The organism is Rivularia sp. PCC 7116 (assembly GCF_000316665.1).
GTDB lineage: Bacteria > Cyanobacteriota > Cyanobacteriia > Cyanobacteriales > Nostocaceae > Rivularia.
In genome coordinates this window covers 5,371,915-5,398,514 of sequence record NC_019678.1, presented here as the reverse complement: position 1 = coordinate 5,398,514, position 26,600 = coordinate 5,371,915, and the positions used below count along the sequence as shown (strand labels likewise).

18 protein-coding genes are annotated in these 26,600 nt (G+C 36.5%); 8 read left to right on the top strand and 10 right to left on the bottom strand.

Annotated elements, in window-relative coordinates:
• Nucleotides 1–59 precede the first annotated feature (59 nt).
• Nucleotides 60–842, bottom strand: coding sequence for an adenosylcobinamide-GDP ribazoletransferase (cobS, locus tag RIV7116_RS20835; protein ID WP_015120294.1), 783 nt, complete (start codon nucleotides 840–842; stop codon nucleotides 60–62).
• A 383-nt stretch (nucleotides 843–1,225) separates the two neighbouring features.
• Here cobS and RIV7116_RS20830 point away from each other — a divergent pair, with 383 nt between their 5' ends.
• Both RIV7116_RS20830 and tgt read left to right on the top strand, forming a co-directional pair.
• Entirely contained in the window at nucleotides 1,226–1,678 is a 453-nt protein-coding gene (locus RIV7116_RS20830) for a hypothetical protein (RefSeq protein WP_015120293.1), read from the top strand.
• Between the two features lie 52 nt (nucleotides 1,679–1,730).
• A complete protein-coding gene (gene tgt / locus RIV7116_RS20825; RefSeq protein WP_015120292.1) occupies nucleotides 1,731–2,834 on the top strand; it encodes a tRNA guanosine(34) transglycosylase Tgt in 1,104 nt (367 codons plus the stop codon).
• Between the two features lie 273 nt (nucleotides 2,835–3,107).
• Here tgt and RIV7116_RS20820 read toward each other — a convergent pair whose 3' ends face one another.
• Complete coding sequence (locus tag RIV7116_RS20820) at nucleotides 3,108–5,585, bottom strand: filamentous hemagglutinin N-terminal domain-containing protein (RefSeq protein WP_015120291.1); 2,478 nt, start codon at nucleotides 5,583–5,585, stop codon at nucleotides 3,108–3,110.
• Between the two features lie 623 nt (nucleotides 5,586–6,208).
• On the opposite strand from RIV7116_RS20820, the gene RIV7116_RS20815 reads away from it, so the two are divergent.
• From RIV7116_RS20815 to psbM, 3 genes are all read left to right on the top strand, one after another.
• A complete protein-coding gene (locus RIV7116_RS20815; protein ID WP_015120290.1) occupies nucleotides 6,209–6,346 on the top strand; it encodes a photosystem II reaction center protein K in 138 nt (45 codons plus the stop codon).
• 156 nt (nucleotides 6,347–6,502) lie between these two features.
• Nucleotides 6,503–6,799: a 2Fe-2S iron-sulfur cluster-binding protein gene (locus RIV7116_RS20810; protein WP_015120289.1), complete on the top strand. Its 297-nt coding sequence runs from the start codon at nucleotides 6,503–6,505 to the stop codon at nucleotides 6,797–6,799.
• Between the two features lie 197 nt (nucleotides 6,800–6,996).
• The gene (gene psbM / locus RIV7116_RS35065) at nucleotides 6,997–7,116 is read left to right on the top strand and encodes a photosystem II reaction center protein PsbM (protein ID WP_015120288.1); all 120 of its coding nucleotides are present in this window, start codon (nucleotides 6,997–6,999) and stop codon (nucleotides 7,114–7,116) included.
• Between the two features lie 102 nt (nucleotides 7,117–7,218).
• On the opposite strand, the gene RIV7116_RS20805 is transcribed toward psbM, so the two are convergent.
• A complete protein-coding gene (locus RIV7116_RS20805; RefSeq protein WP_015120287.1) occupies nucleotides 7,219–8,073 on the bottom strand; it encodes a universal stress protein in 855 nt (284 codons plus the stop codon).
• A gap of 684 nt (nucleotides 8,074–8,757) precedes the next feature.
• Between RIV7116_RS20805 and RIV7116_RS34055 the strand changes: the two genes are divergently transcribed.
• The gene (locus RIV7116_RS34055) at nucleotides 8,758–11,880 is read left to right on the top strand and encodes a PAS domain S-box protein (protein ID WP_015120286.1); all 3,123 of its coding nucleotides are present in this window, start codon (nucleotides 8,758–8,760) and stop codon (nucleotides 11,878–11,880) included.
• Between the two features lie 328 nt (nucleotides 11,881–12,208).
• Here the strand turns inward: RIV7116_RS34055 and RIV7116_RS20795 are convergent, their stop codons facing one another.
• A complete protein-coding gene (locus tag RIV7116_RS20795) occupies nucleotides 12,209–13,297 on the bottom strand; it encodes a methyltransferase (protein WP_015120285.1) in 1,089 nt (362 codons plus the stop codon).
• Between the two features lie 896 nt (nucleotides 13,298–14,193).
• Here RIV7116_RS20795 and RIV7116_RS20790 point away from each other — a divergent pair.
• Nucleotides 14,194–14,937: a hypothetical protein gene (locus RIV7116_RS20790; RefSeq protein WP_015120284.1), complete on the top strand. Its 744-nt coding sequence runs from the start codon at nucleotides 14,194–14,196 to the stop codon at nucleotides 14,935–14,937.
• Nucleotides 14,938–15,121: 184 nt separating this feature from the next.
• Nucleotides 15,122–15,862 carry a hypothetical protein gene (locus RIV7116_RS20785; RefSeq protein ID WP_015120283.1) on the top strand — a complete coding sequence of 247 codons (741 nt, stop codon included), beginning with the start codon at nucleotides 15,122–15,124 and terminating at the stop codon, nucleotides 15,860–15,862.
• A gap of 123 nt (nucleotides 15,863–15,985) precedes the next feature.
• Here the strand turns inward: RIV7116_RS20785 and RIV7116_RS20780 are convergent, their stop codons facing one another.
• From RIV7116_RS20780 to RIV7116_RS20755, 6 genes are all read right to left on the bottom strand, one after another.
• Entirely contained in the window at nucleotides 15,986–18,091 is a 2,106-nt protein-coding gene (locus RIV7116_RS20780) for a M3 family metallopeptidase (protein ID WP_015120282.1), read from the bottom strand.
• 526 nt (nucleotides 18,092–18,617) lie between these two features.
• Nucleotides 18,618–19,637 carry a sodium:calcium antiporter gene (locus RIV7116_RS20775; protein ID WP_015120281.1) on the bottom strand — a complete coding sequence of 340 codons (1,020 nt, stop codon included), beginning with the start codon at nucleotides 19,635–19,637 and terminating at the stop codon, nucleotides 18,618–18,620.
• A gap of 405 nt (nucleotides 19,638–20,042) precedes the next feature.
• Complete coding sequence (locus RIV7116_RS20770) at nucleotides 20,043–20,324, bottom strand: hypothetical protein (protein WP_015120280.1); 282 nt, start codon at nucleotides 20,322–20,324, stop codon at nucleotides 20,043–20,045.
• A gap of 805 nt (nucleotides 20,325–21,129) precedes the next feature.
• Entirely contained in the window at nucleotides 21,130–23,412 is a 2,283-nt protein-coding gene (locus tag RIV7116_RS20765; RefSeq protein WP_015120279.1) for a PAS domain S-box protein, read from the bottom strand.
• A 358-nt stretch (nucleotides 23,413–23,770) separates the two neighbouring features.
• On the bottom strand, nucleotides 23,771–24,250 hold the full coding sequence (locus RIV7116_RS20760; protein ID WP_015120278.1) for a response regulator: 480 nt from the start codon (nucleotides 24,248–24,250) through the stop codon (nucleotides 23,771–23,773).
• Nucleotides 24,247–26,577 (bottom strand): ATP-binding protein, encoded by a 2,331-nt coding sequence (locus RIV7116_RS20755; RefSeq protein ID WP_015120277.1) that lies wholly within the window; start codon nucleotides 26,575–26,577, stop codon nucleotides 24,247–24,249. The genes RIV7116_RS20760 and RIV7116_RS20755 overlap by 4 nt, the downstream gene beginning before the upstream one ends.
• Nucleotides 26,578–26,600 lie beyond the last annotated feature (23 nt).

Sequence of the window (26,600 nt, the reverse complement as noted above, 5' to 3'; positions counted from 1 at the left end):
ATTAGAAAAGTTATTGATTGATAACTGTTCACTGCTCACTGTTAACTGTCTGGTACTGCTCATAGCATTGTCATAGCGCAGATAAAGAGCGCTTCAGTCCATTCTACGACTGCGCCATAAGTATCGCCCGTATGACCACCTAATTTATGGTTAAACCAAGTACCTGTTAGGAAAGCAATTGTAATTCCTACAATTGTCATGCTTATTGCTATCAATAGGTTATTTTGATTAAATTGGCTAAATACAAGCTTTACACAACTTAAACTTATTAGCAGCAAAGCTGAAGGTAAAACGTCAGCATAGGAGCGAATGGCTTGCTTGTGAAATGCGCCCTTACCAGTTGGTTTTAGATAATCATATCTTTGTATAGCCAACATCTGACCCCAACGTCCCCAGGCGCAAGCAGCCATTAATATTAACCAACGATTTTGTTGTATTTCTGTTAAAGCTAAGGTTTTAAGCAGGACTATTACAATGGCAGCCATTGCTCCAAAGGCTCCTGTTGCGCTATCGCTCATTACTTCCAGTCGCCGTTCTTTATCCATTACCGCTAACCCGTCGGCGGTATCCATTGCTCCATCTAAATGTAGCCCTCCTGTAATCGCAATCCAAATCGCGATCGTCAATGCACTGCGAGTAAGTACTGACATTCCCAAAAAATTGGCTACAATATCAAATAATCCTAAGATTCCTCCGATTATGATTCCAATCAAAGTTGCATAACGGGATACATTAGCAAACTCCAATCTTTCTAAATAAGGTACCGGTATAGACGTATAAAATATAATACTTGCAACCATATTTAAAAATTGATTTTTCCACCACAGGTATTGAGCATTCATACTTGTCAAAATAATTACCTAAGTAGATATAAAACAATGGCACCCATGATTACCGCACAAATAACAGTATCAAATTTTAAAACTTGAAATAAGATTTACTTGTATGAGAAACTGAGCCAAAAAATTTGTTATGCTTATCTAAGTAGCAAAAAATAAATAAGTAAAAATTGTAACATTTTCATGAAGCATAAAAAAATGCATTTCAATCGGTGGTAGTGTTTTTTGTACTTTGAAAAAAAAAGCTAATAATTAATATCAGCGAGTTTAAACAATTGCCTCCAAAATCTGATATTTATATATTGCAGGGCACAGATTACCGCTGATTCATTAGTTATGCAGGCTATAACGTTGTACTTCACCTTTGCTCAAAAAGCTATTTGATTATGAATCACCATCTACCTTCTGCCAAAATACCAGCTCCATGCATCGTCAATACAGGTGTCATCGTAAATAAACTTGATATACGACGATTACTGGCGGATTTAGGTCGTGTCCGCTATGCTTACACCCAAGATGGTGAGGTTTGTGGGGAGGGTGAAGGGGATGTAATGGAAGTTTTCGCAAATCCCCGACGCTCTACATTAGTCGCAAACAATGCTCTTTATTTAAACGTCTACAGTTTTGACTATTTAGAACTTCAGCAATCATCTGAGCAGGAAGCTTGCTTTGATTTAGTTCAGGAAGACATGCGTTTGCGCTTAATTCCCCTTTCGACTCCAATGCAGGAGCGGCAAGAACGTTGCTGGAATACGAACGCTATCGAAGCCATGATGGACCAAGTATTATCGGCTAAATGGGATGCTGAAATTGATGATGATAGTTCCGATTTGTTCTAAATTTGGTTTAATAAGTTAAATCAGTAAAAGAACTGTTTCGGTATTCTCTATTTTGAGCGTAAATTTTTCATTCCAATGTCTTGCTAAATGTAGCAATACTTCAGCGCGTGCTGGAATATTCTCTACGCCTCATGGTGTGGTAGAAACACCGCGTTTTATGCCGGTGGGAACCCTGGCAAATGTAAAGACCATAACTCCAGCCCAATTGCAGGAAACTGGGGCGCAGATGGTATTGTCAAATACTTATCATCTCCATCTACAACCGGGCGAGGCGATTGTAGCCGGAGGAGGTGGACTGCATAAGTTTATGGGTTGGGATAAACCCATGCTCACTGATTCTGGTGGCTTTCAAGTTTTCAGTTTGAGTGAAATGCGCTCTATTACTGAAGAAGGAGTAAGCTTCCGCTCGCCTCATGATGGGCAAATCATTAATTTAACACCAGAAAAATCAATAGAAATTCAAAATACATTGGGTGCAGATGTGATCATGGCATTCGATGAATGCCCCCCTGCTACAGCCAATCGCACGGAAGTAGAAGCCGCAACTGAGCGTACCTATCGTTGGTTGTTGAGATGCATAGAAGCGCATAATCGTAACGAACAAGCATTGTTTGGAATCGTACAGGGTGGCATTTACGCCGATTTACGTTCGAGTGCGGCAAATGCTTTAACTCAATTGGATTTACCGGGATACGCTATTGGCGGTGTCAGCGTTGGGGAAGAGCCAGAATTAATTCACGAAATTGTTCAAAAAACAGCACCTTTATTACCCGCTCACAAGCCCCGTTATTTGATGGGAGTGGGTACCCATCAAGAAATGGTAATGGCGATCGCCTCGGGTGTGGATTTATTTGATTGCGTGATTCCCACTCGCTGGGCAAGACACGGTACTGCGATGGTGAAAGGGGAGCGTTGGAATATAAAAAATGCTAAGTTTCGTGAAGATTTTACTCCTCTAGATGAAACTTGTCCTTGCTACACCTGTCGAAACTTTACTCGCGCTTATCTATCGCATTTGATACGCGCGCAAGAGATTCTAGCTTATACATTATTAAGTATTCACAATATTACCGAATTAATTAGGTTTACCCAGAAGATTCGGGCAAGTATATTGAACGATACCTTTACTACAGAATTTGGTCATTGGTTAAAGTAATTATCAGTTACTATTTATTTACATAGACACGAATTACCTTTAGTTTTAGGGAATTAGAACCATATTTCATAGAGCAACTATCTAACTTCTTTGTGACAGTAATATTTTAATTATTGTTTTTATTTACTGTTAGCTAAAAATGTTGCTTTAGTATTATCTCTATCCCTAAAAATCGGATAAAAATGCAACTAAATCTAAGCCAAATTAGAAACAATTAAGTTTGCCGACTCTTCTTAATTATGGCGTTCGCAAAGTGCTAAGTAACCTATGCTATTAAGTGTTAGCTGCGCTGCACTCAGCAGCTTGTTTTGTTGTAAAAGATGTATTCTTAAGAGCAACAAGTTCAATTTCTCCTTCCGTATTACGTATAAAACCAGTAGCCTCTAGAACGGCTCGTTCATTTGATATTTGTGTATTTTCAACGGTATTCTTATTTGGTTTACGAAATGCCGACAAATCTCGAATATCAAACCAATTTAGATTGTTATTCACATATTCATTTGGATTTTGCGGTATTCCACCTTTTCCAGTAGCGATAAAAGTACTGCCGATATTACTTGCACATCCAGCCGCAATTTGTTGGGATGAATCAGATAGAGCTACGGGTAATTCTACTAAACCAGAACTAGGATCGATACTAATATTATTAATTTGTACTGTACCATTGACACCGAATTGAGAACTCGCAGTAATATCACTTTCTTCAGTTAGTTCGTCGCGGAATTCTAAACCGAAAATACCTTGAGTTGTAATGTTAATATTACCACCCATACCTTCAACTGCATTGGCGATAATATCACTGTTTTCAAAACCGGCAATTACAGGAGAATAAATGGTGATATTACCACCATTTCCTACACCTTTAGATTCTGTATTAATTAAAGCTCCACGACGTAGGCTTAAAAACTCTGCTGCACTAATATCGATGTTTCCACCTTCTCCAGATTCTGTGGAAGCAGATAAACGTCCACCTGTATCTAGAGATATAAAATCCGCATTAACTTTTAATGTACCTGCATTGCCTACGCTTTGGTGACTAACCGTAAGCTCGGCTCCATCAGTAATTGACAATTTGGGTGTATTAATATTAATACTACCTGCATTTCCTGTAACTTTATCGGGTATTCCAAACCTTTGACGTAGGAATGGTGGTAATAATGTACCTCTAGTATTGATAGTGCTAGGTTCAGTACGACCACTTCTAAAACGACTACCGCTTAACAAAACACTATTCGATGCATTAACTGTAATTTCGCTACTATTTCCAGCACCAAAAGTTGATGAAGCAATAAATGCTCCTCCGAAGATAGATAAACGAGGAGTATTAATCTCAATATTGCCTGCATTTCCCATCGAAGAAACTACACTAGTTGTAATAGTTGCATCATTATTATTAGATGCAAAAACGCTTAATTCAACTAATTCGCTAGCATTAATCAAAAGATTACCGGTGTTTCCATTTGCTCCGAAATTAATAGTTGAAATTGCACCACCACCATCTACAGAAAGGACTTTAGTATTAATAGTAAGGTCACCACTATTTCCATTTCCGATAGAAGTTCTAGTCCCAAGAGAACCAATGATACGGTCGGGATTACTATCCATAAATTTTATAGTGGAAGCATTAACATTAACATTTCCTGAATCACCAAAAGAAAAAGTACGAGCTTGTAAGCTTCCTCCTTCCATAAACTTCATTTCGGTAGTATTAACATTAATATCACCACCTTTACCCGTACTGCTGACATCGGAATAAATCCCACTTCTAAGTGTTGTATTGGGAGCATTTCCAATCAAGTCAATAGAATTTGCGATGTTAACGTTGATAGAACCTGCTGCTTGATTACCTCGATTTTCTAGCCATACTATAGAACCATTATCTAAAGTCAAATTCTCTCCTTGGATTTGGACTGTTCCCTGTCCCGTACCGCTAACATTTACTAAGGACTTTTGCAAAAGTTGAATATTTCCTTTTAGTTGCACTGCATCGTATGTTAGGGAAGGGCGATTATTAATCATCTGCAATCCAATTTGAGATAGAGAGTCTTGATTCCCAACAGCACCTAACTCCATTTGACCGCTGGGGGATGTTATTACACCTCCGTCAAACTTTAAGTTACCTCCTACTAATGCAAAAGTCTGGTTGGAAGGGACTTGCAACCCCACAATACTAGTGTCTTGATTAATAATTTGTGTCCCGGCACCAACAGCAAGCTGATGTCCGGTGTTGTTAACTGTTATGTCTGCTGAATTTCGTCCCATCTGCAAACCAACAGGAACACTAACGGTTAACAACGGCTCATTTTGAGGATTTATGGCGCTAAACTCAAACCCATCTTCAAACAAGATACTTTCTGCGGTAGTTCCTAAAAACGAACCACCAATATCCAATCGTGCATTTTCACCAAATACAATTCCTGCAGGATTAATTAAAAATAAATTGGCATTACCGTTGGCTTTTATTAATCCATCAATATTAGATATATTGCCACCTGTTACTCGGTTAATAATATTCACCACATCGGCAGAATTATTAAAAGTTGCCGAACCACCTTTGGGAATAGAGAATTCACCGAAACTATGAAATAAATTATTACCTTTTTGAATACCGTTAAGAATATTGAAATTATTAGTAGAATTGACAGTTGTATTAGTAGTCCCATCAGATGTTACTTGAGCGGGTGCTGGTAAAATAATTCCCAAAGTGACTAAAGCGCTAATAAATCCAGGTATAAATACAATATCTTTCATGTGATTATTTTTTTATTTTCTGGACTTATAGTTCCCATTCTCTTTGTGATACTAACTCCCACAAAAGCAGTATCATTAGATATCTCCTCCGCTGCACCCAGCAACTTATTTTGTTGTAAAAAAATATCATCAAGAGCAGCTAGTTCAATTACTCGTTCTCCGTTAGGGTATAAAACTAACAGCTTCTACAAAGCGCACCTCTGCCTCCCGATCGCCGAATAAAGCACCAGATGCAAATACACTACGAAAACCCGCTACCTTGTTTAAACGTTTTCTCCAACGAGAGTGTTTTTCTTAAGAACATTTTCAAGTTTCTAAGTGCTTGCTGTACTCCCGAAATATCATGTAGTTGATGATGTTACAAAATCGCCTTACTTTTAATTTAAGTAAGTCGGCAGTGGTGAAGCGATTTCGATAAGCAAACAAACCGAATTCATAATTGAAATTCTTCCGAGAGCCTAAAAGCTGAATATTAAATCGCTTTCCTAGGAAAAATTACAAGTTAAATTATCTATTCTCTATTCCTTATTACTTATTTGTGGCAATCTACTTCCCATACCCCAATCGTGTTAAAATATTGCTCAAATATGAAAATTATGTTGGATACTTGGATTTAAACAAACATGGAAGTAGCAGTATTATTAGCGAAATTACCAGAAGCTTATCAAGTTTTTGACCCTTTAGTGGATGTTCTCCCAATTATTCCCGTTTTCTTCTTGTTACTAGCTTTTGTTTGGCAAGCTGCTGTAGGTTTTAAATAAATTAACCTGCCAATATTCTCAAGACAGGCTCCGCAAGTCTGTCTTATTTTTTTACCTACCTTTCTTCATCAAAGTTGATATTACTTAACTTTTTGTAATAAATTAGAGTACATATATAGTTTTAATTGTCAGAATAATTTTAACGGGGCATTTTCTATGGGCAACATTAATTTTGTAAAAGAGAATAAAGAAGTTATAGCCGCCGATGGTGCAAATTTGCGATTAAAAGCCATACAAAACAATATTGATATTTATAAAGTATGGGGAAAAATGATGAATTGCGGAGGTGCAGGGCAGTGTGGCACCTGTATTGTAGAGATAACAGAAGGGATGGAAAATCTCTCACCTCGCACGGATGCAGAAAAGAAAATTTTGAAAAAAAAGCCAGAAAATTATCGTCTTGCTTGCCAAACTTTGGTTAATGGTGCTGTAAGTGTTGCAACCAAACCTTAATAGTTAACAATCACATTTCTTTACAGCAATGGAATGGAGAGCAGCGCGGTATTAAGGGCTTATACCCCACTTACTACTATCTTCTCCCTTCCTTCATTCATAGCCTTTATTCCTACTTTCCTAATATCCATCACTTAAGCATCAGTAATGGTATCCTAAAGTTATCTGCTGCAAATAAAAGAGAGGCTTTCTGAATTATGCAAACTAATGACTTGGGATTCATAGCGAGCATTTTGTTCGTATTAGTTCCCGCAATCTTTTTAGTATTACTTTACACTCTAACTGTTAGCCGTGAAGGCGGAAGAAAAGATACTTAATTAATACTTGACTTTTCAAAAGGAAAAACCCCGGCACTATGTATAGAGTGTAGGGGTTTTATCTATCAACCGCGAAATCTATATTTGAATGTAAAATAGCTTTTAAGCTGCGGAAGTGCGCGCTAATAGAACTGGGCAAGTAGCATTAATTCTGACATAATCTGACAGAGAAGTACCTAAAAGTTTATCTAAATCAACAAAGCTTTTAGCTATTGAAGGACGACGATCTGGAGAACCGACTAACAATAAGTCTACGTTCATCTCTTCTGCCAGATTACAAATTTTTTCACCCGGTTTGCCAATGCTGAGTGTACTGCGACATTTAACACCTTGCATTTGGGCTTTCTTAGTTGCTGCTTCTAAAATAGGATGTTTGTCAGCATTAAGCTGTGCGGTTTCTGCCGAAGGACTCTTTAAATCGGTCATAACGTGAGTTAAAATCAATTCGCCGCCTTTGATATCCTTTAGCAAGAATAAAGCCAAGTCCAAGCAGTACTGTGACGCATCAGATTTGTCAACCGCCACCATCACCCGGTTCACTGCTTTGACATAAATGTCATCCTTCACCAGTAACATAGGACGAGAAGACAGCTGAAAGACATACTGACTAACCGAATTAGCCAAAATTGATTCCAGACGCTTAAGTCCTCTCGAACCCATGATAATCAAATCGGCATCGATTTCATCTGCCACTTGGCAAACAACATCTTTGGGTTCACCTTGGCGTAACACGGAATTAACTTGATTGGGGTTTAGCTGCAACTTCTGAATAGCGCTTGCTAAAATTCTACCGCCTTCTTCCCACTTCGCTGTCATTGTTTCGGCGGTAGTTTGAGGAGGTACAACGTGCAAAACAGTAACTTTTGCCCGTTGAATTGATGGTATTGCTTCCATCAGTTTCAGCATTTCTTCCGCATGTCCCAATCCTGAGACAGCTAGCAAAATATTCTGCATCATAGGGACATTTTTGCTTATCGCTTAGCTTAGGTTTTCGCCGCCTTGCTCTAATTTACTCTGTTTTTGCCATTATGAATCGGCAAATAACAAAGAACAAGCATACGGTTGCGTAGACTTGAACCTGCATTAACTAAAGTTAGAATGAATGGTTCTATATAATTTATGCTACTTCTTATTTTGCCCTACTTTCTTAATGAATAATTATAAAATTTATTAGTTGTAATCTATGTTTAATAAAGTTAATTATAACTAAGTAAATTTTTGTAATAAATATGTATATAAAAGCAAGATTATCGAATGTGTTATACAAGTAATTATTGATTGTATTAATTTTTGTAAAGCAATAAAAGTTTAGTTCGCTGTTTTAGATAAGACCTATTCAACCTATTTTCTCGATACTACTGCTGCTTTTTAATCTCTCAACAAATAAATTAATAAGTCAAGCAGGATTTCTGTATAAGAAAGTTCAAGGGAGAAATAAGTTTTCGGTAAGACAGATTTATGAGTATTCCGTGAATATCAAGCGAACAATGTAAATTCACAAACTATTTAAATTACTTCAGAGAAAATTCGGTAGCTGATTTACTTTCCGACTGGTTATATTAAATGGCATTCCCTTGGGGAATTTTATTATTACAAGTATCAGAGTAAGCGCGTTTATCAACGTATCTACCAGTTAACTATATGCATCTGTACGCACAGTCTAATGATGATTCTCAACTGCTTCAAGTTCTTTTAGAGCATACACCTGTAGCTGTTGCAATGTTTGATACTCAGATGTGCCTCATGGCAGCAAGTCGTAAATGGCTTACAGATTATAACTTGGATAGTGAATGTTTGATAAATCGTTGTTATTACGAAATATTTCCCCAAGCTTCGGATAAATGGAAGATGATTCACCAGCGTTGTTTAGCTGGTGCAGTCGCAAGTTGCGAAGCTGACAAAATGGTGGGTGTTGATGGTGAACAGTGGATTAAGTGGGAATGTCGTCCCTGGAATCAAAATAATGGTGAAATTGGGGGAATAATCTTTTCATACGAAAAAGTTACAGAACAAATGCTTTGCGAGCAAGCATTAACAGCCAACGAAAGACGCTTCCAAAAACTAGCTGCAAATTTACCGGGAGTTGTATATCAGTTTCGCTTAAATGCAAATGGCGAAATGTCATTTCCTTATATGAGTTCTGGTTGTCGGAGGTTTCTGGAAATAGAACCATTTAAAGCCGAGCAAGATTTTAGCGCTGTTTTTGATTTGATTCATCCAGACGATAGAGAATCTTATTTAGAATCAATGAAACTGTCAGCAGATACATTATTACCGTGGCTGTGGGAAGGAAGAGTGGTTATACCCTCTGGTAAATGCAGATGGGTTCGATGCATATTACGACCGGAAAGACAAGCTGGTTGCGATATCCTCTGGAGTGGTCTGATGATTGATATCAGCGACAAAATACAAATCGAAGAGCAGTTACGGCAATATCAGCAAGATTTGGAAAGCAAGGTACATTATCGCACGACCGAACTTAAAGCAGCGAATAAACAACTACAAGCTCAAGTTGCACAAAGACAAAAAGTTGAAAAGACATTACATCAAACAGAAGCACAGCTAGAAAAAATGGCTGTTAACGTTCCGGGGATGATTTATCAATACGTACTGTGTCCGGATGGTTCTAATTATTTTTCCTATGTTAGTCCTGGTTGTTATAACCTTTTTGAATTAACACCTGAACAGATGCAAGGAGATATTGAAAATATTTTTAAAAGAGTTCATCCAGATGACTTACTAATTTTCCAGCAGTCAATCGCAACTTCTGCTCAAAGTTTGCAGCTTTGGAAACAAGAATGGCGAATTACAACTTCGTCAGGAGAATTGAAGTGGTTAAAGGGACATTCTAAACCAGAAAAGCAAGCCAACGGTGATATTGTTTGGGATGGAATGGTAATGGATATTACCGAGCTTAAACACGCAGAGGATGCACTCAAACAAAGCGAAGAGAAATTCCGTACCTTGTTTGAAAAATCGGCAGATGGAATTCTTTTATATAATGGTCAGGTTTTCTTTGACTGCAATCAAGCAGCAGCAGAGATGATGGGCTGTACTAACAGAGCGCAGTTAATGCGTATGGCTCCATCAGCAATTTCTCCCGAATTTCAGCCCGATGGAACATCTTCTTTTGATAAACAAAGACAATTAACGGAAATTGCATTTGCGAACGGTGGTCATCGCTTTGAGTGGGTAATTCGCCGTATAGATGGTCAAGATATGCCTCTTGAAGTTCAATTAACTGCTATTCCTTTAAATGGCGAACAAGTATTTTATACAATTTGGCGAGATATTACAGATCGTAAACAAGCAGAAGCTGCACTAAAGCAGTCAGAAGCACGATATAGAGAACTAGCCAATCGCGAAAAATTGGTTAATACTCTCGCCAGCCAAATTCGTAATACTCTCGATATAGACACAGTAGTTGAAACGGCAATTAACAAAATTAAGCATTTATTAAATATCGATCGTTGTAGCTTCTCTTGGTTTCAACCCAGTGCCGAACCTCCAATTTGGGAAACGATTAAAGAATCAAAAAACGACAGTTTGCCTAGTTTAATAGGTCGCCATTCTATAGATAAAGTCGGCTCGGTAACAGAACTGTTTATAAAACAAGAAATATTGAAGATAGATGATGCGAAGAAGTGCGAAGAACCAATACATCGGCAATTTCTAGAATCTTTAGGAATTAAATCAGAAATTGTACTACCAATTCAGACTCGTTCTGGTCATATAGGTGTAATTGTTTGCGGACATTGGACGGAAACTCGTCCTTGGACTAATAGTGAAGTAGAGTTGCTACAAACAGTGGTAGACCAACTTGCAATCGCGATTAATCAAGCTGACCTCTATGCAGAAACTCAGCAAACCGCACTAAATGCTCAAAAACAAGCACAACAGATAGAGCAAACGTTGCAGCAACTCCAGAAAACCCAATCTCAGTTGGTGCAAAGTGAAAAAATGTCTGGTTTGGGTCAGTTAGTGGCTGGAGTCGCTCACGAAATCAACAATCCCGTTAACTTTATTTACGGTAATTTAATTCATGCGAATAATTATGCCGAAGATATATTGGGTTTACTCAAGCTTTACGAACAGGAATATCCCGAACCAACTTCGGAAATACAAGAAGAGATTGAAGCTCTTGAAGTCGATTTCTTAGTTTCAGATTTACCTAAATTAATGAAGTCGATGATGGTAGGAGCTGAGAGAATTCGTGGAATCGTACAATCTTTGAGAACCTTTTCCCGTCTTGACGAAGCAGAAATGAAGACGGTAGATATTCATGAAGGCATTGAAAGTACTTTAATGATTCTGCAACATCGCCTCAAACCCAAGCAGGAAAATAGAGGCATTGAGATAATTAAACAATACGCTAACTTACCAAAAGTTGTGTGTTTTGCTGGACAACTTAACCAAGTATTTATGAATTTACTTGCTAATGCTATCGATACATTAGAAGAGGGAGTAATCAAAGGTAAAGTATCTGCTCCTCAAGTTAAAATTAAGACGGAAATATTAGAAAATGACCATATTGCTATTCATATCATAGATAATGGTATGGGAATTACTGAAGAAGTGCAGAGACGTTTATTTGACCCATTTTTTACAACTAAACCAGTTGGAGTTGGAACTGGTTTAGGTTTATCGATTAGTTATCAAGTTATTGTTGATAGACATGGGGGTCAACTGCATTGCTTTAGTGAATTGGGCAAAGGGACTGAATTTATAATCGAAATTCCTACTATTCAGCCAAATAATAGTTAATACAGAAATCCGGCTTTACTAACGGCTTTATTAATTAAATCAGGACTTACGCAATCAGAAATTATTATTACGACGTTCACTACGTTTAGGGAAGTATTCAACCTTATCTGAGCAAGTGAAACTTGAATTAAAAGTAATATGCTTTAGCTGATTCGAGGAAATAGAAAAGTATTTTATTAAAATAGCAATCCTATATGATTCGTGAGAAATACAGATGTCAGAAACCCGGTTTTTCGGAAAAACCGGGTTTATCAAATCTCACAAATGATTTAGGAATGCTATATGATTAACGTTAATACTTTTTCTACTTGCTCCGTTTGCTTTAAATTTATGGTTTGGTTGCACTAACTAATGAAAAGTAAGAATGAGTCGAAGTTATGGAAATATCTTCAAATCCTGCTTCTTGTAAAAGTAGAGTGACTTCACTTGCTGTATATTGCTTACCTTGAGTCCACCAAATCATACACATCGAGTAGGAAGCCGCTGGTGTTGGCCCATCTTTTGTATCGTTCAAAAGCATTTCATGTAGGTAAATACGTCCCCCTTTAGGTAATGCTTCAAAACTGCTTTTTGCTAAATGCTGGCATTTTTTCCATCCCCAATCATGGAAAATATTACTAAATAAAACAGCATCATAACCAATGGGAAAAGTATCAGTAAAAAAGTTTGCGGAATATGTGTCTATTCGATTTGAGAATCCAGCCTTAGAAATATAATCTTGTGCAATTTCGCATACAACTGGTAAATCAAGAATAGTACACTCAATTTGAGGATAGCGTTGGGCTAAAGCTACAGATACAGCAGCAGAACCACCCCCTACATCAAGAAGACGCTGTGTTTGGGCAAAGTTACCATGATGTGCTACTCCTAAAGCACCGGGCATTGTCATGCTCTGCATAGCACCTGTAAATAATCTAGCTTTATCAATCTCTACTTCGTGGGCTTCCCAAACATCCTGTTCCTGATAAACGCTTGACCTATCGTTTTTCAAACCTTCGAGCAATACAGAATGTGATAGGGGATTATTTGCCATCAGCTTCAACATCCCGCCCCAATAATAAGGACTTTGAGGAAGTAAAAAGTTGATGGATGCCTTGGTGAGATTAAATTTACCATTCTGCTGAACTAAGTAGCCTAATGAGGTCATTACTCCTAAAAGAGCTTCAGTCGCACGCTCGCTCAAAGAAAGACTTTCACTTACTTCAGATGCTGTTTTTGGAGCTTCTGCAATTAAAGGAAATAAGCCTAACTCGTCTGCAACTGTAAGAGTAGGAAAATGAAACATAGACATCCAGGTTTCCCAAAGCAATCCATCATCACAGGTAGGCACAGTAAACTTAGGTTTTCCATTTGATAACCAAATATTACTCTTATCTTGTTTGTCTTGCTGCTGTGCAAATGATACTAAATCTGTCATGAAATTGTCTTCCTAATATTGCTTGTTATCGATGAATACGTACAGTAAATAAGCTGTTAAATCTAGACTTAATCATTCTGTACTCAACTCAATCACGCAACCTGATAACCGAGCAATATAAAGGCTACATACATCGATATAGCTAAAATATTGTGTATTAAATAAATTCATTTATAATATGCTTTCTATAAATAAATTTATTTTCCGCTTAAAAATAAAAAATCTGAAACTGAAATATTTCAATAACTGTGCTTAATGATTTAATTTAAAGCATTAAACGATTGATGACATTCGTAAAAACTCATATATATATATATTCATCTATAATAAATCAGTGAAAACACTTATATAAAAACAATATATTAGAAAATGCATATTTAATCAGAATTTAAATTTAACAATATTTATCTTAATAATCTGTTCTTCATAAAATAACGTATGGATAAAAATTCTATCAATTTAAAACTTTATGTTATTAACAAATAGATATTTTTTCAATGAATTGGCTAAGTCTCGATCAAGCTGCATATCCGGTATAATTGTGGCTTCATGTCTAATTAACATATATTTATAAAGTTTTATCATTAGCGAATAAAAAAATGAATAAAAATAAAATTTATACCTAGATCAATGCAGAATTATTGACTTCAAATATGAAAATGAAAAAAAATATTTTTTCTGAGTTTATACGAGTGGCAAAACAAAGTTAATGCTTTAAATTAATTCTAGAAAAAAAAGCAACAAATAGTATTTATCATAAGTTAAGCTATAGTTTAGGTGCTATTTCGTTATCAGAGTCGCATTATCCACTTCACTAAAGCAAGTTAAGCCTTTAAGACTTAACCCCTGCTGCACTAATAAGTTGATAACAATTAGCATTCACAGGAAAAGTTTCAATGCAAGAAATATTATCGTTAATAGAAGAAAAGAATCACGAATACGCTCAGTTACCTTTGTTTAAGTTCTTAGAAGATAAAACAATCAATCCAAAGCAGAGATTAAGTTTTGCACCGTGCATCGCACATTTTATTATGAGTTTTGGTGACTTGAACAAGTATGTTTTCCGAGAAAAGCAAGCAGTTACCAAACTAGAATATATGATTAACGAACATACTTATGAAGATGACCATCACTGGCCGTGGTTTATAACTGACCTCGAAAAGCTAGGATTCAATTCGCAAATAAGCTTTACTCAGATGTTGAGATTCTTGTGGAGCGAACACAGCAAAGTTTCTCGACAGCTATCTTATCAATTGTCTGCATATACTTTGCACGCAGAACCTATTATCAAAATTGCTGCAATAGAAGCGATAGAAGCTACAGGAAATGTTTTATTTTCTAGAACATCGCAAGTAGCTTCAGAATTAACAGAAATTACCGGTCATAAGTATACATATTTCGGTGATTTTCACTTACATCTTGAAAGCGGACACGCTATGGGTACGGAAGGAGCGGAAGATTTACTAACAATAATTGAACTCACTGATTCACAGCGTCACCAAGCTTATGAAATAGTTAATAATGTGTTTATTATTTTCACAGAATGGACTCATGAACTTCTAGCTTATGCACAAAAGCAAAATTTAGAATTAGATGCATACGAAGAAAAAATCAGAGATTCTTCCGTAGCCTGCATATAACTATACAGTGAGAGCTAATAGCTGCCTCAAACTTATATAGCTATTAGTTTTACTTTTTTAACTCAGCAATCATAATTAAGAATGATGGAAAAACGGTTAGAGACTTTTGATTATTCTCACTCTGTTTGATACCATTTATTTTTTGTGTTTAAGCTCAATAAAAATATCAAAAATTAAAAAAACTATGTTAGATGTATTAGCTTTGATTGAAAGTAGAAAGCAGGAGTTTACGAATTTACCTTTGTTTACATTTATGCAAGACCAAAACTTACACCCTAGAGAAAGATTAAGTTTTGCTCCTTGTATGGCTCATTTTATTATGAGTTTTAGCGACCTAAATCAATACGTTTTTTTAGAGAAACAACCTCTTAATAAAATTCAATGTATTATCAATCAACATGCTTACGAAGATGAAGAACATTGGTCTTGGTATCTCAAGGATATCGAAAAGCTCCAATTAAACTCGAATATCAATTTAACTCAAGGATTAAGATTAGTTTGGAATGAAGAAACTAAAATTACTCGTCAAATAACATATCAAATTGCAGGATATAGCTATCAAGCGATTCCCGAGATTAAATTAATAGTTCTTGAAGCGCTAGAATCTGTAGGTCATGTTTTTTTTAAAATTTCAGCAAAAGTAGCTTCGGAACTGCGAGCAATCTCTAATCAGGACTATTTCTACTTTGGTGATGCACATCTACGAGTAGAAACCGGACACGCAATGCGTACACCGGAAGCAGAAGATTATGTAGCAAAAATAGAACTCACACATTTACAACGTCAACAAGCTATTGAAATAGTCGAAAAAATATTCCAAATTTTCACAGAATGGACATACGAGTTATTAGCTTACGCACAAAAGCATGGAGTGGAATCTCTAATAGAAAATGACACTGAAGCAGCTTTGATGGTTTGCACTTAGTATTTATTTAGACAGCGGCAATAAATATACAGTGAAAAAAGACGTTGCGGTGCAACGTCTTTTTATTGATAGTAATTAAATAATTTGAGAATTGTTTAAATCAAAAAATTAATTACCTATTCCCTAAGCCGCACTTTTCAAACCATTGTGCTTGAGTAAAGGTTCGGTACTTGGTTCCCTACCCCGAAAAGATTTGAATACTTCCATCGGATGTTTGCTACCACCCAAAGCAAGTACGGTATCGCGGTAGCGTTTGCCGGTGGTTTTAAGTGCTTGTTCGTTTTCTAATCCGGCTTCTTCAAAAGCAGCAAAAGCATCCGCACTTAAGACTTCAGCCCACTTATAGCTGTAATAACCGGCTGCATATCCACCAGCAAAAATATGTCCGAAAGCACAGAGGAAATTATCTTCCGGTAGCGGTGGCAATATTGTAGTATTTTCGGCGATGCGGTTGCGTACATCTTCTGGAGTTTCGCTACCATCGGGACGATAGCGGTAGTGTAGTTCTATATCGAGCAAGCTAAAGTGCAATTGACGCAACATGCCACTACCACTCATATAGTTACGTGCTGCTACCAGTTTCTGATAATAATGCTCTGGTAGAGGTTCGCCAGTTTCGTAGTGCTTTGCCATTCCCATTAAAGTTGGACGTTCGTAGCACCAGTTTTCCATAAACTGACTGGGTAATTCTACGGCATCCCATTCAACATTATTAATACCGGCAGCGCTAGGATAATTAATTTTGGTCAGCATATGCTGCAAACCGTGACCGAATTCGTGGAAGAGGGTTTCGACTTCCGTAAAGGTCATTAAGCTGGGTTTGTCGTCAACTGGAGGAGTTTGATTGCAAATCAAGTAAGCAACGGGCAATTGGATCTCATTTTTACCTTTTTCCTCAATTTTATGGCGATTTAGACAGGTATCCATCCATGCACCACCACGTTTTTCCGCCGGACGACTGTAGGGATCTAAGTAAAAGTAAGCTATGGGATTTCCCGTTTCGTCAGCTATTTGAAAATAACGGACATTTTCATGCCATACAGGAGCTTGTCCGTCAGCAGAAGTAACGCTAACGTTAAATAAACGTTTTACTAATCCAAATAAACCGTCAAGTACTTGAGGAAGAGGGAAATAAGGACGTAACTCTTCTTGAGTAAAAGAAAACTTCTCTTCTCGTTGACGTTCCGACCAAAAGCTGATATCCCAGTTTTTCAAGTCGTTAGCTTCTGGAGCATTTTTAGAAGCTGCAAATTGCTTGAGTTCTTCTAATTCTTTACGTGCAGCATCGTAACTAGTAAGACGTAATTCTTCGAGAAGTTTGTCTACTGCTTCAACGCTCGGAGCCATTTTACTAGCTAAACTGACCTCGGCATAATTTTTATATCCAAGTAATTGAGCTAGTTCTTGTCTTAAATCCAAAATACGTTTAATTATCGGTCTATTATCTAATTCTCCGGTAGATGCGCGAGATATAAAGGCTTTGTACATTTGTTCGCGCAAATCCCGCCGCTTACTGTGCTGCATAAAAGGAGCATAGCTAGGAAAGTCCAAAGTCACCAACCAAGGACCATTTTCCGGAGTCGCATTGCTCTCACCTGCATCTCGTGCTGCTTGTGCTGCTAAACTCAGCCAGCTAGGAGGTAAACCTTCGACTTCTTCAGGGTTTACAAGTTTTAACTTGAAAGCTTTTGTTGCATCCAAAACATGGTTAGAGAACTTGGTGGAAAGTTCAGCCATTTCCATCTGGATAGCATTGAAACGTTCTTGAGCTTCACCTTCTAAAGCAATACCAGCAAGTTCTGCATCGCGGATGGAGGATTCAACAATTCTTTGTTGGGCTGAATCCAAACTGTTCCATTTATCCCCTTCTCGCAGAGCTTTAAAAGCGTTATAGATGGGTTTACTTTGACCAATTCGAGTAGAAAACTGGACTATTTTTGGCTGTGAAGTTTCGTAAGCTTGACGTAATTCCGGGCTATTTTTCACACCCATCAAATGGCTAACAATGCCCCAACTCCAAGTCAAACGTTCGGTTAACCGTTCTAAAGGTTCTACCAAACCGCTCCAGGTTGGTTTGATATTAGCTTCTAATTGAGTAAGTTCTTCGTTTAATTCTGTAAGTAATTGATTTAAAGCAGGTTCTACATGTTCCGGTTTAACTTCTGTAAAAGGAGGTAAACCCGAACATTTGAGCAAGGGATTATCTGAGATAGCAACGTTCGTAGTCATAGATGTGTGAGAAACAAATATTCTATTATATAGTTCTAATTTAATCAGTATTAGCTAATAAGCGCGTTTGTGGAATTCCGTACCTAGGAAGAGAGGGAGATAATCTTAATTCTTAGAGGATGTTTGGGAAGTCATAAATAAAACTCGTAAATCTTAAGATCCCCCTAAATCCCCCTTAAAAAAGGGGGAGCCGTTACCTTTTTAAGGGGGGAAGGGGGGATAATCCGAAAGTTGGGCTAAAAAACTATACTTTCCAAACATCCCCTTAGCTCGTAAAGAAAACATCCGAAATAGAATATAGCTGGAATTGATACAATATCGCAGAACGCACTTCGCGATCGCGCAGCCCAAATCGAAACTATCTCTCCAGAAAATGATTGATAAAAATTTAATATTAATCGATTTTATTTTTGATCAAAACAAAAATCTTGATTTGTAGAATTTCCTAAATATAGAAATACAAATGAAGACACAAAACTATATCTGCAAAATCTGCAAAAAATTTAGTTTATACAGCTAATTTATTTCAAATCACATGAGTAATATCAAGAGTTTCTAGTACGATCCATATTACGAATAATCCATACATACCCAGCAATACAACACATTCCTTTTTGCTCAAAACTAAGCCAGTGCGAAGCATCGCAAATAACACGATAGTTGCGAAAGTTAATACACCCATCATCGGAGCAGCAACAGCAAAATCAATGATCGAAGCACCAGCAATCATGACTCCTACGGGAATTGCTACGAGTAAATCAAAAATATTGCTGCCTAATACGTTAGCAAGACTAATAATACCATCACCTTTTTGAGCAGCGCGGATACTAACGAAAGCATCGGGCAAGCTAGTACCGGCAGCGATTACAGTGATACCCCAGAGAAAAGTTGGTGTATTCAAAACTTTTCCCAAACCAATTGCTCCGGACACTAATCCTTCAACACTGACAACAATAAGAACTAAACTGAATAAGAATCGCAGCCATTCCCTACCGATACGGATATTTTGGGGAGGTTCCTCTTTATTGGTTTGGTTTTCTTCTATAGTGTCTTGCTGCTGTAAAAATAAATATAGCCCGTAAAGAGATAAAGGCATTAAAGCAATTAATCGGTTCATTTCACCCTGTAACATCACACCTTCTACGGGGTTATAAATAACTGCAAAAGTAAAAGCCAATAACAATACAGTAATACTAGTAATATAAAATTGAGCGTCCTTATAAACTAAAAGCCTATCGGCACTTAAGCGTTGCCCTACCAAACCAGAAATTCCAGGAATGACAAGAATATTAAAAATAGCCGAACCGACAATGGCTGCAACACCTAAATCAAACTGTCCGTGAACGAGAGTAGCAAGCACCGTACTAGATAATTCTGGAAAACTTGAGCCTACCGCTACAACAACGCTTCCTTGAACAATAGGCGGTAATCGGTAATATTGTGATAAACCCTCGGCAGCCGTTTCTAGCATAGAGCTACCTTTCCAAACTACAGCAGTAGATATTGCTATTAGACCGATATATAAAATTAACTGTATTACATTCATTGGCTGAGATTATTTCAAGGCTTACTAAGAGTCTCATGCCAAGATGCCAATATGCAAAGTTTTAGGAATACATTATTGAATTTTCTTTGACGGCGATATACAACAAAACTATAAAGGTTATCAGTTAATTACGATACTTAGCATTTTGCATCCCGAACTCAGGTTTCTTAGTTGCACAAGTTTTAGAAACCGGGTTTCTTTGAGCTTCTTGAATTAGTGGGATAGTGCGTTAGGTGGAGCGACAACACGATATTGCCTAACTACTGATAACTGCTAACTATATTTTCCGCAAAAAATTAAGTCAGAAGCTAGAAAAATTAATTTCTAAGTCCTGACTCATATTTACTATGCAATTTTCATAAAAAATCTGACAATCTCTAATTATTTATCTTATCAAGATTGTATTCATTTACAACCAGGGCCGATACACTCAACCGTTTTAACAGCTTCAACTTCATTTCTCACAAACAAATTAAACTTTGGTTGCCAAACATAGAGTTGGTAAATTCCTAACAACAGCAATACACTACCTACTTGTACAAATGAAGGAGCCGATACAAACGCCATAACTAAAAGTATTGCTCCGGCAATAATGACTGCAATACGATAAACTTCCTCGGCTATTTTGAGTCCCAGCCAGATAGTACATAAAGCAATAAGAAATAGCACCGGATAAACTGCTAACATTTTTATCTCCTAAACGAATGCGGGTAGAATAATCTATCGCTCTACTAGAATAACAACTGTTTTAATATTTAATGATAATTCTTTTACAATTCTAAATATCAAAATATCCAGGCAATCAAATAAATGACTCAAAGCTTATTTTCAAGCTGATTGTAGATACTTTCCTTAACATTGGTTCAAGTTGTTACTGCTTTAATATGAGTTCGCATAGAACTTCAACTGTATATATCTCAAAAATAGCCATAGCATAATTAGGCTAATAGAATATTAGTCATTATAATTTCAGCTATAGGAAAAAGGGCAGAAAGTCGAGTCATATATTCACTTGTATTAGGCTATTGCATGTTTTATTTTAATAAACGGCGCGAGCATATTTTTTTAATAAATGAATTGATTAATCTAAGATGATCGTAAAGAGAGTTAAAAACTGATGAAAAGTCTATTGATTTGAAATTAAGGATTTGGGAAAACAAGTAGTTGTTATGAAAAATACTAATTACTTCTGTTGATAGCGTCACTAATAGAAATAATATTACCGAAAACAGGCTTTAAAGATATACTCCTAAAGTCGTATTTTTGGACATGCAAGTAATCTTCTTAAATGGCTTAAGATTCAGGTATTTAAACTTATTTTTTTGATAATTAAACTAAAATATGACTGAGGTTAGTATCAAAATGCTGGTTGCTGCATGATGCTAAAAGGCTCGATACTACCTTAGAGTTTTTCTAAACCACGCACCCTACGCAAAAAATATGCCGGTTGCGTAAGTCCTATATTTATTTGATTGTGAAAATAGTTCGCTGCTTATTGTAAAGGTAAAATCACCGTAAAAGTCGTACCCTTTCCTTCTCCCCTACTTTCAGCAGTGATTTTGCCATTATGCAATTCTACTAAATGACGAGCAATCGCCAATCCTAACCCTAAACCTTGCTGCTTAGTTTCAATATTGCTACCTTGATGAAAACGTTCAAAAATTAACGGCAATAGTTCTTTGCTAATTCCGCTTCCGGTATCAATGACTTTAATTTGGGCGTTATTTTCAATCTTTCGTAAATTAACTTTGATATGTCCCGATTCTGGTGTAAATTTAACAGCATTACTGAGTAAATTATCAACTACCTGCTGTAAACGTTTGGCATCTCCGAGCATGTTATTTATATTAGAATCAACTTCAGATTCTAAATGAATATTTTTGGCGATCGCTACTGGGTATGCTGAGTCAATTGCGTTGTTGAGAATAGATTCTAGTTTCACCGGAATCATTTGCAGTTGCAACCTACCCCGTATAATTCTGGATATATCTAACAAATCTTGAATCAAAGCATCTTGCGCTTTAGCATTACGTTCGATAATTTCTGCACCACGGTTTTTTATCGCTTCGTCTTTGCTGCTGCTCCGTAAAATTTGCGACCAACCTAAAATCGCATTCAGTGGCGATCGCAAATCATGAGATACCATTGCCACAAAATCATCTTTGGCTAGATTGGCTGCCTCAGCTTGTTCTCTGGCTTCTCGCTCGCTAATTAATAGCTGAGCGCGTTCTTTCTCTATCCGCTTACGCTCTGTAATATCAATTACAAAAGAAACGCCTGTATTAATCGAATTTTCTAATAAACAAGCACCTAAAACAATCGGTACTCTAGAACCATCTTTACGAATATATTCTTTTTCAAAAGGATGACAAACTCTATTATTTTTAATTTGCTCAATTGCTTCTCTATCAACTTCTTTCCATTCTGGAGGTGTGAATTCATCCCAACGAATTAATCCTGCTTGTAAATCTTCGCGACTGTAACCAATTATTTCCAAAAAGCGCGCATTGGCATCAATTACTTTTCCATTGGTTTTCCAAAACATTATTCCCAACATGTTTGACTCATAAATGTAACGAAAACGAGCTTCACTTTCTCTCAAAGCTTCTTCTGATTGTTTTTGAGCCGTAATTTCTCTAACTACTCCTAATAATTGCTGGGGTTTTCCATCCGAAGATCTAGTAAAAACTGTATCGCGACTGCTAAACCAATGCCATTGATTTTGAATATCGCGTATCCTATATTCAAATGGTAGTATTTCCCCATCCTTTATAGATGCAAATTTTTTTAAATGATTCTTTAAACGCTGAAAATCATCTGGATGAACTAAGTTTTTAAATAAATCGGCTCCCATTTTTTTGATCAAAAGCGGAGAATAACCCAAACGTTGCTGTACTTGACGATTAATATAAATATTCCGCTGTTCTTCCAAATCAAATAAATATAATATATCCGGTGTTGTATCGGCTATTCTCTGAATTAAATGCTGACTTTCTTGTAAAGCTTGTTCGGATATTTTACGCTTTGTAATATCGCGCCAAGTTGCCACAAAACCATTTTCTAATTTAGATATGCTAACATCGTAAGCTTTGCTTAAAACTTGTTGGTTATTATGGTTAGAAAAGCATAAAACTTCTTTTAAAAATGACTTACCCGTTTCTATAACTTGACAATATTCTTTAAACAATTCTTCTTCTTCTTGGCTTCCATGCTCCTCTAAACCAATTAATTCATTTTCCCATGCCGCAGCGTTCAAGTATTCGCGATGAAATCCTGTGATGCGTCCATTATCATCGCGGATACAAACATATATACCGAAGCAGTCAAACATATTTTCTACTGAAGTAAAAAAACGTCGCTTACTTACTTCTAATTTCTGCTGCAAATTTTTCTTTTCGATAACGTTTCTTACAGTTAAACGCAGAATTTTTGCTGTAGTATTTGCTTTGACTAAATAATCTTCTACTCCGTACTTCATTGCCTGTACGGCTATTTTTTCGCTGCCTTCTCCTGTAAGCATTATGATTGGAGGACTTGTATCTTTACAGCAGCTTTGTAACTCTTGTATAAACTCTAAACCATTTATATCTGGGAGCATATAATCGAGCAAGATAATATCTGGCTGAACTTGCTTGCAGGCTTCTAAACCATCTTTTCCATACTCTTGCTCTAAAAATTGATAATTGCATTCATCGTCTTTTTGTAAATAACGGCAATAAGTGTTTCTATCTTCGAGGCAATCATCAATAATTAAGACTGTATAATGGTTTTGCATTATTATATTTTACCTTTTCCTGCTTGACCTCGAAGTAAACAAAACTTTCTTTACTTAGCAGCAGCAAGGGATTTTATTTCTAGGATACAGCTAATTATTAATATTTTATAAATTTTTGTGTTTTTTTTCAATAGCCTGTATAAATTTATTGCGTTATATCGTATTTATTTTATATACATCTATATAGAACAATGCTAAACCATCTGTAAAATATCATGGCGATTAACGTCTCAAACAGTAGTGGGAGCAAGAACCTCGCTATTGTAAGCAAGTAAAATGCTCCCACCATTTGTAATTTAACGAATTATCTAAGATTGTTATAAATACAAGTTATTAAAACGTATCTCTGAAGCAGAGATTAATATAAATCCACATTTATTCCTTCTTCAGGAAGAACAACTATTTTGAACCAATAGTCTAGAATATACCGCATTACTTCTTTAGATTTTTGTAAGTTCATTGGTTTAAGAATATAGCTATTGACTCCGAAGCTATAACAGGTTTTAATATCTTTTGGATTAGAAGAAGTAGTAAAAACGATAACTGGAATAGTTCTAAGTTTTTCGTCTTGCTTAATCTGTTCTAAAACTTCTCTGCCATCGGTACCGGGTAAGTTCAAATCTAACAAAATTATAGATGGGCGAGGCGCTTTTTTTATATCTTCATAATCTCCTTGATGATAGAGAAAATCTAGAGCATCTTCACCATCAATACAGCGATAAATCGGATTAGTAATTGCCGATTTTTTGATAAAGCGTCCAAATGCTTCAAAATCTTCGTCGCTATCTTCCACTAATAGTAAAGGTAAATATGATTTTTCTACGATTTGTTGCATCATTCTCTATCGGGTTGCAAAGTAAAATAGAAAGTACTTCCTTCTTTAAAAGTTGACTCTAACCAAATAGTACCATTGTGACGCTCAACAATTTTTTTGACAATTGTTAAGCCAGCCCCAGTTCCACCTCCATATCTACTTGGAGCATGTAATCTTTTAAAAATGCGGAAAATAGTTTCTAAATGTTTGGAACGGATTCCAATACCGTTATCTTTAACATAAAAAATAACAGGTAGTTGCGAATCGCTGAGATGGGTGTAAAGTAATTGATATGCTTCAATATCAGCAATAGGATCTATAAAACCAATTTCTACGCATTTTTCAGCTTTATCATTATACTTTAAGCCATTGCTAATTAAATTACTAAATAATTCGCTAATTTGAGTTGCATCGCAGTTAATTGTAGGCAATTGTTTCGGAATCTGAATATCAAATTCTTTGTTTTGACTAATTCTGATGACATCGACGGCATTATTAACAATCTCGTTCAAATCTGTATTATGCAGCGAAAGCTCACTTTTCCCTAAACGGGAATAATGTAGCAAGGAATCAATTAAGTTTTCCATCCGCTTAGTCAACCGCATCAATGTTTCTAATTTAGTAACCCCATCGCTATCTAAAGTTTCTCCGTAATCTTCCATCAAAAAGCTAGAGTAATTATGAATTCCCCGCAACGGTTCTTTAAGATCGTGAGATGCTATATAAGCGAAAGAATCCAAATCATCATTGCTACGTTCCAACTCCAGATTAACTTTCGCCAATTGTTCTGCTTTCCGCAGCAAAATACCGACAATCGAACTCCGCAATTCTAATGCTGCTTCAATTTCGCAGTTTTTCCAAGCTAAGGACTTTTGTTTTACGGTTTCTTGCCATAATTTAAACGATTGTCTGGGAGATATATTTACGGTTCCATCTTCTAACACTTCTACAGGTTTATGAGGATTTCCTCCCCAATTAACCGTTTGCACAACTTCTGGACGAAACCATAGTATATAGGTTTTCTGAATTTTGGAAATTGCTAAAGCTATTAAACCGCTACCAACATCGGTAAACTTTTCTGCTTCAGGATAAACACTAGCTAGAAAATCGGTATGATAAATAATTTCATTTCCCATTTGAGTTTCTACCCAAGAAACTAATTCGCTGATTTGTAATTCTGTAGGAATCGTACCTTCTGTAATTAAGCTACCTACATTAAAAATTGCCACACCAGAAGCACTGACTAAATCCAATAAATCGGATGGATTTTTAGTTAAACCATCAATCAAATCTTCTGCTTGGGTAATTGAATCGATAAACCTAGACTGAATCGATTTCAACTTAATTTTATAGTCTAAGTCTTCGTTTTCTTCTTTGGCTGCTAATTCAAAGGATATTATTTGTCCCAAGAATTCACATACCGTGCGAATTTCGTAAGATAACGATTTTTCAGATCCGTAATGGTGACAAGCAATCAAACCCCACAGCTTTTTGTCTTTTAATAAAGAAACCGACATCGAAACGGAAACACCCATATTATGTAAATATTCTACATGTAATGGTGAAACGCTGCGTAACACCGACAAACTCATATCCAAAGGTTCGTTCGTCTGGGGATTTAATTGAGGAATTAAGCTTACTGGCTGATAATTTACATTCCGAATCAAACGCAGTAAATTTAGTTCGTAGAGCGCTCTAGCCTGTTTAGGAATATCAGTAGCGGGATATCGCAAACCTAAAAACTTTTCTAAATCTTCTCGGGGAGATTCAGCGATAACCATACCCGCTCCATCATCATCAAAGCGGTAAATCATTACCCTGTCAAAGCCAGTTATTTTCCTAACTTCTTTGACAATGACATCACAAAGCTCGCTGAGTGTCGAACTTTTCTGTATTTTGCCTAAAGGAGTTCTAACTAAATTATAAAAATCAAAAAACTTTGCATCGTCTGGCGTCGATTGTGTCGGCTCCAACTCCAAAATCACTACACCAACGCTACGATGGACTATACCGTCAAATACAAGAGTTTTATCGGCAGGTTTGATCGAAACTTTCAAAGGGTTGATGCTTTCAAAGTCTTCCCTCAAACACATACGTATCGCTTGAATCTGACTTTCATCAATCAAGAAACTTAGCTTCTGATTTAACAGTTCTTCTGGTTGCAAGCCAAGATACTCAAAAGTATTATTACTTACTTGTACTATCGTAAATTCCGGCTCTCTTAAAGCCAATAATATACCATAAGGCTGAATCGAACTCGGAATTTGAATTGCTTCGCGATCGCAATTCGTTAAATTAACATTTTGCGCCGTTACAACTTGATTTGTACTTTCAGCATTACCGAGGCTCATTCACTAATCCCTAAATTGTTTCA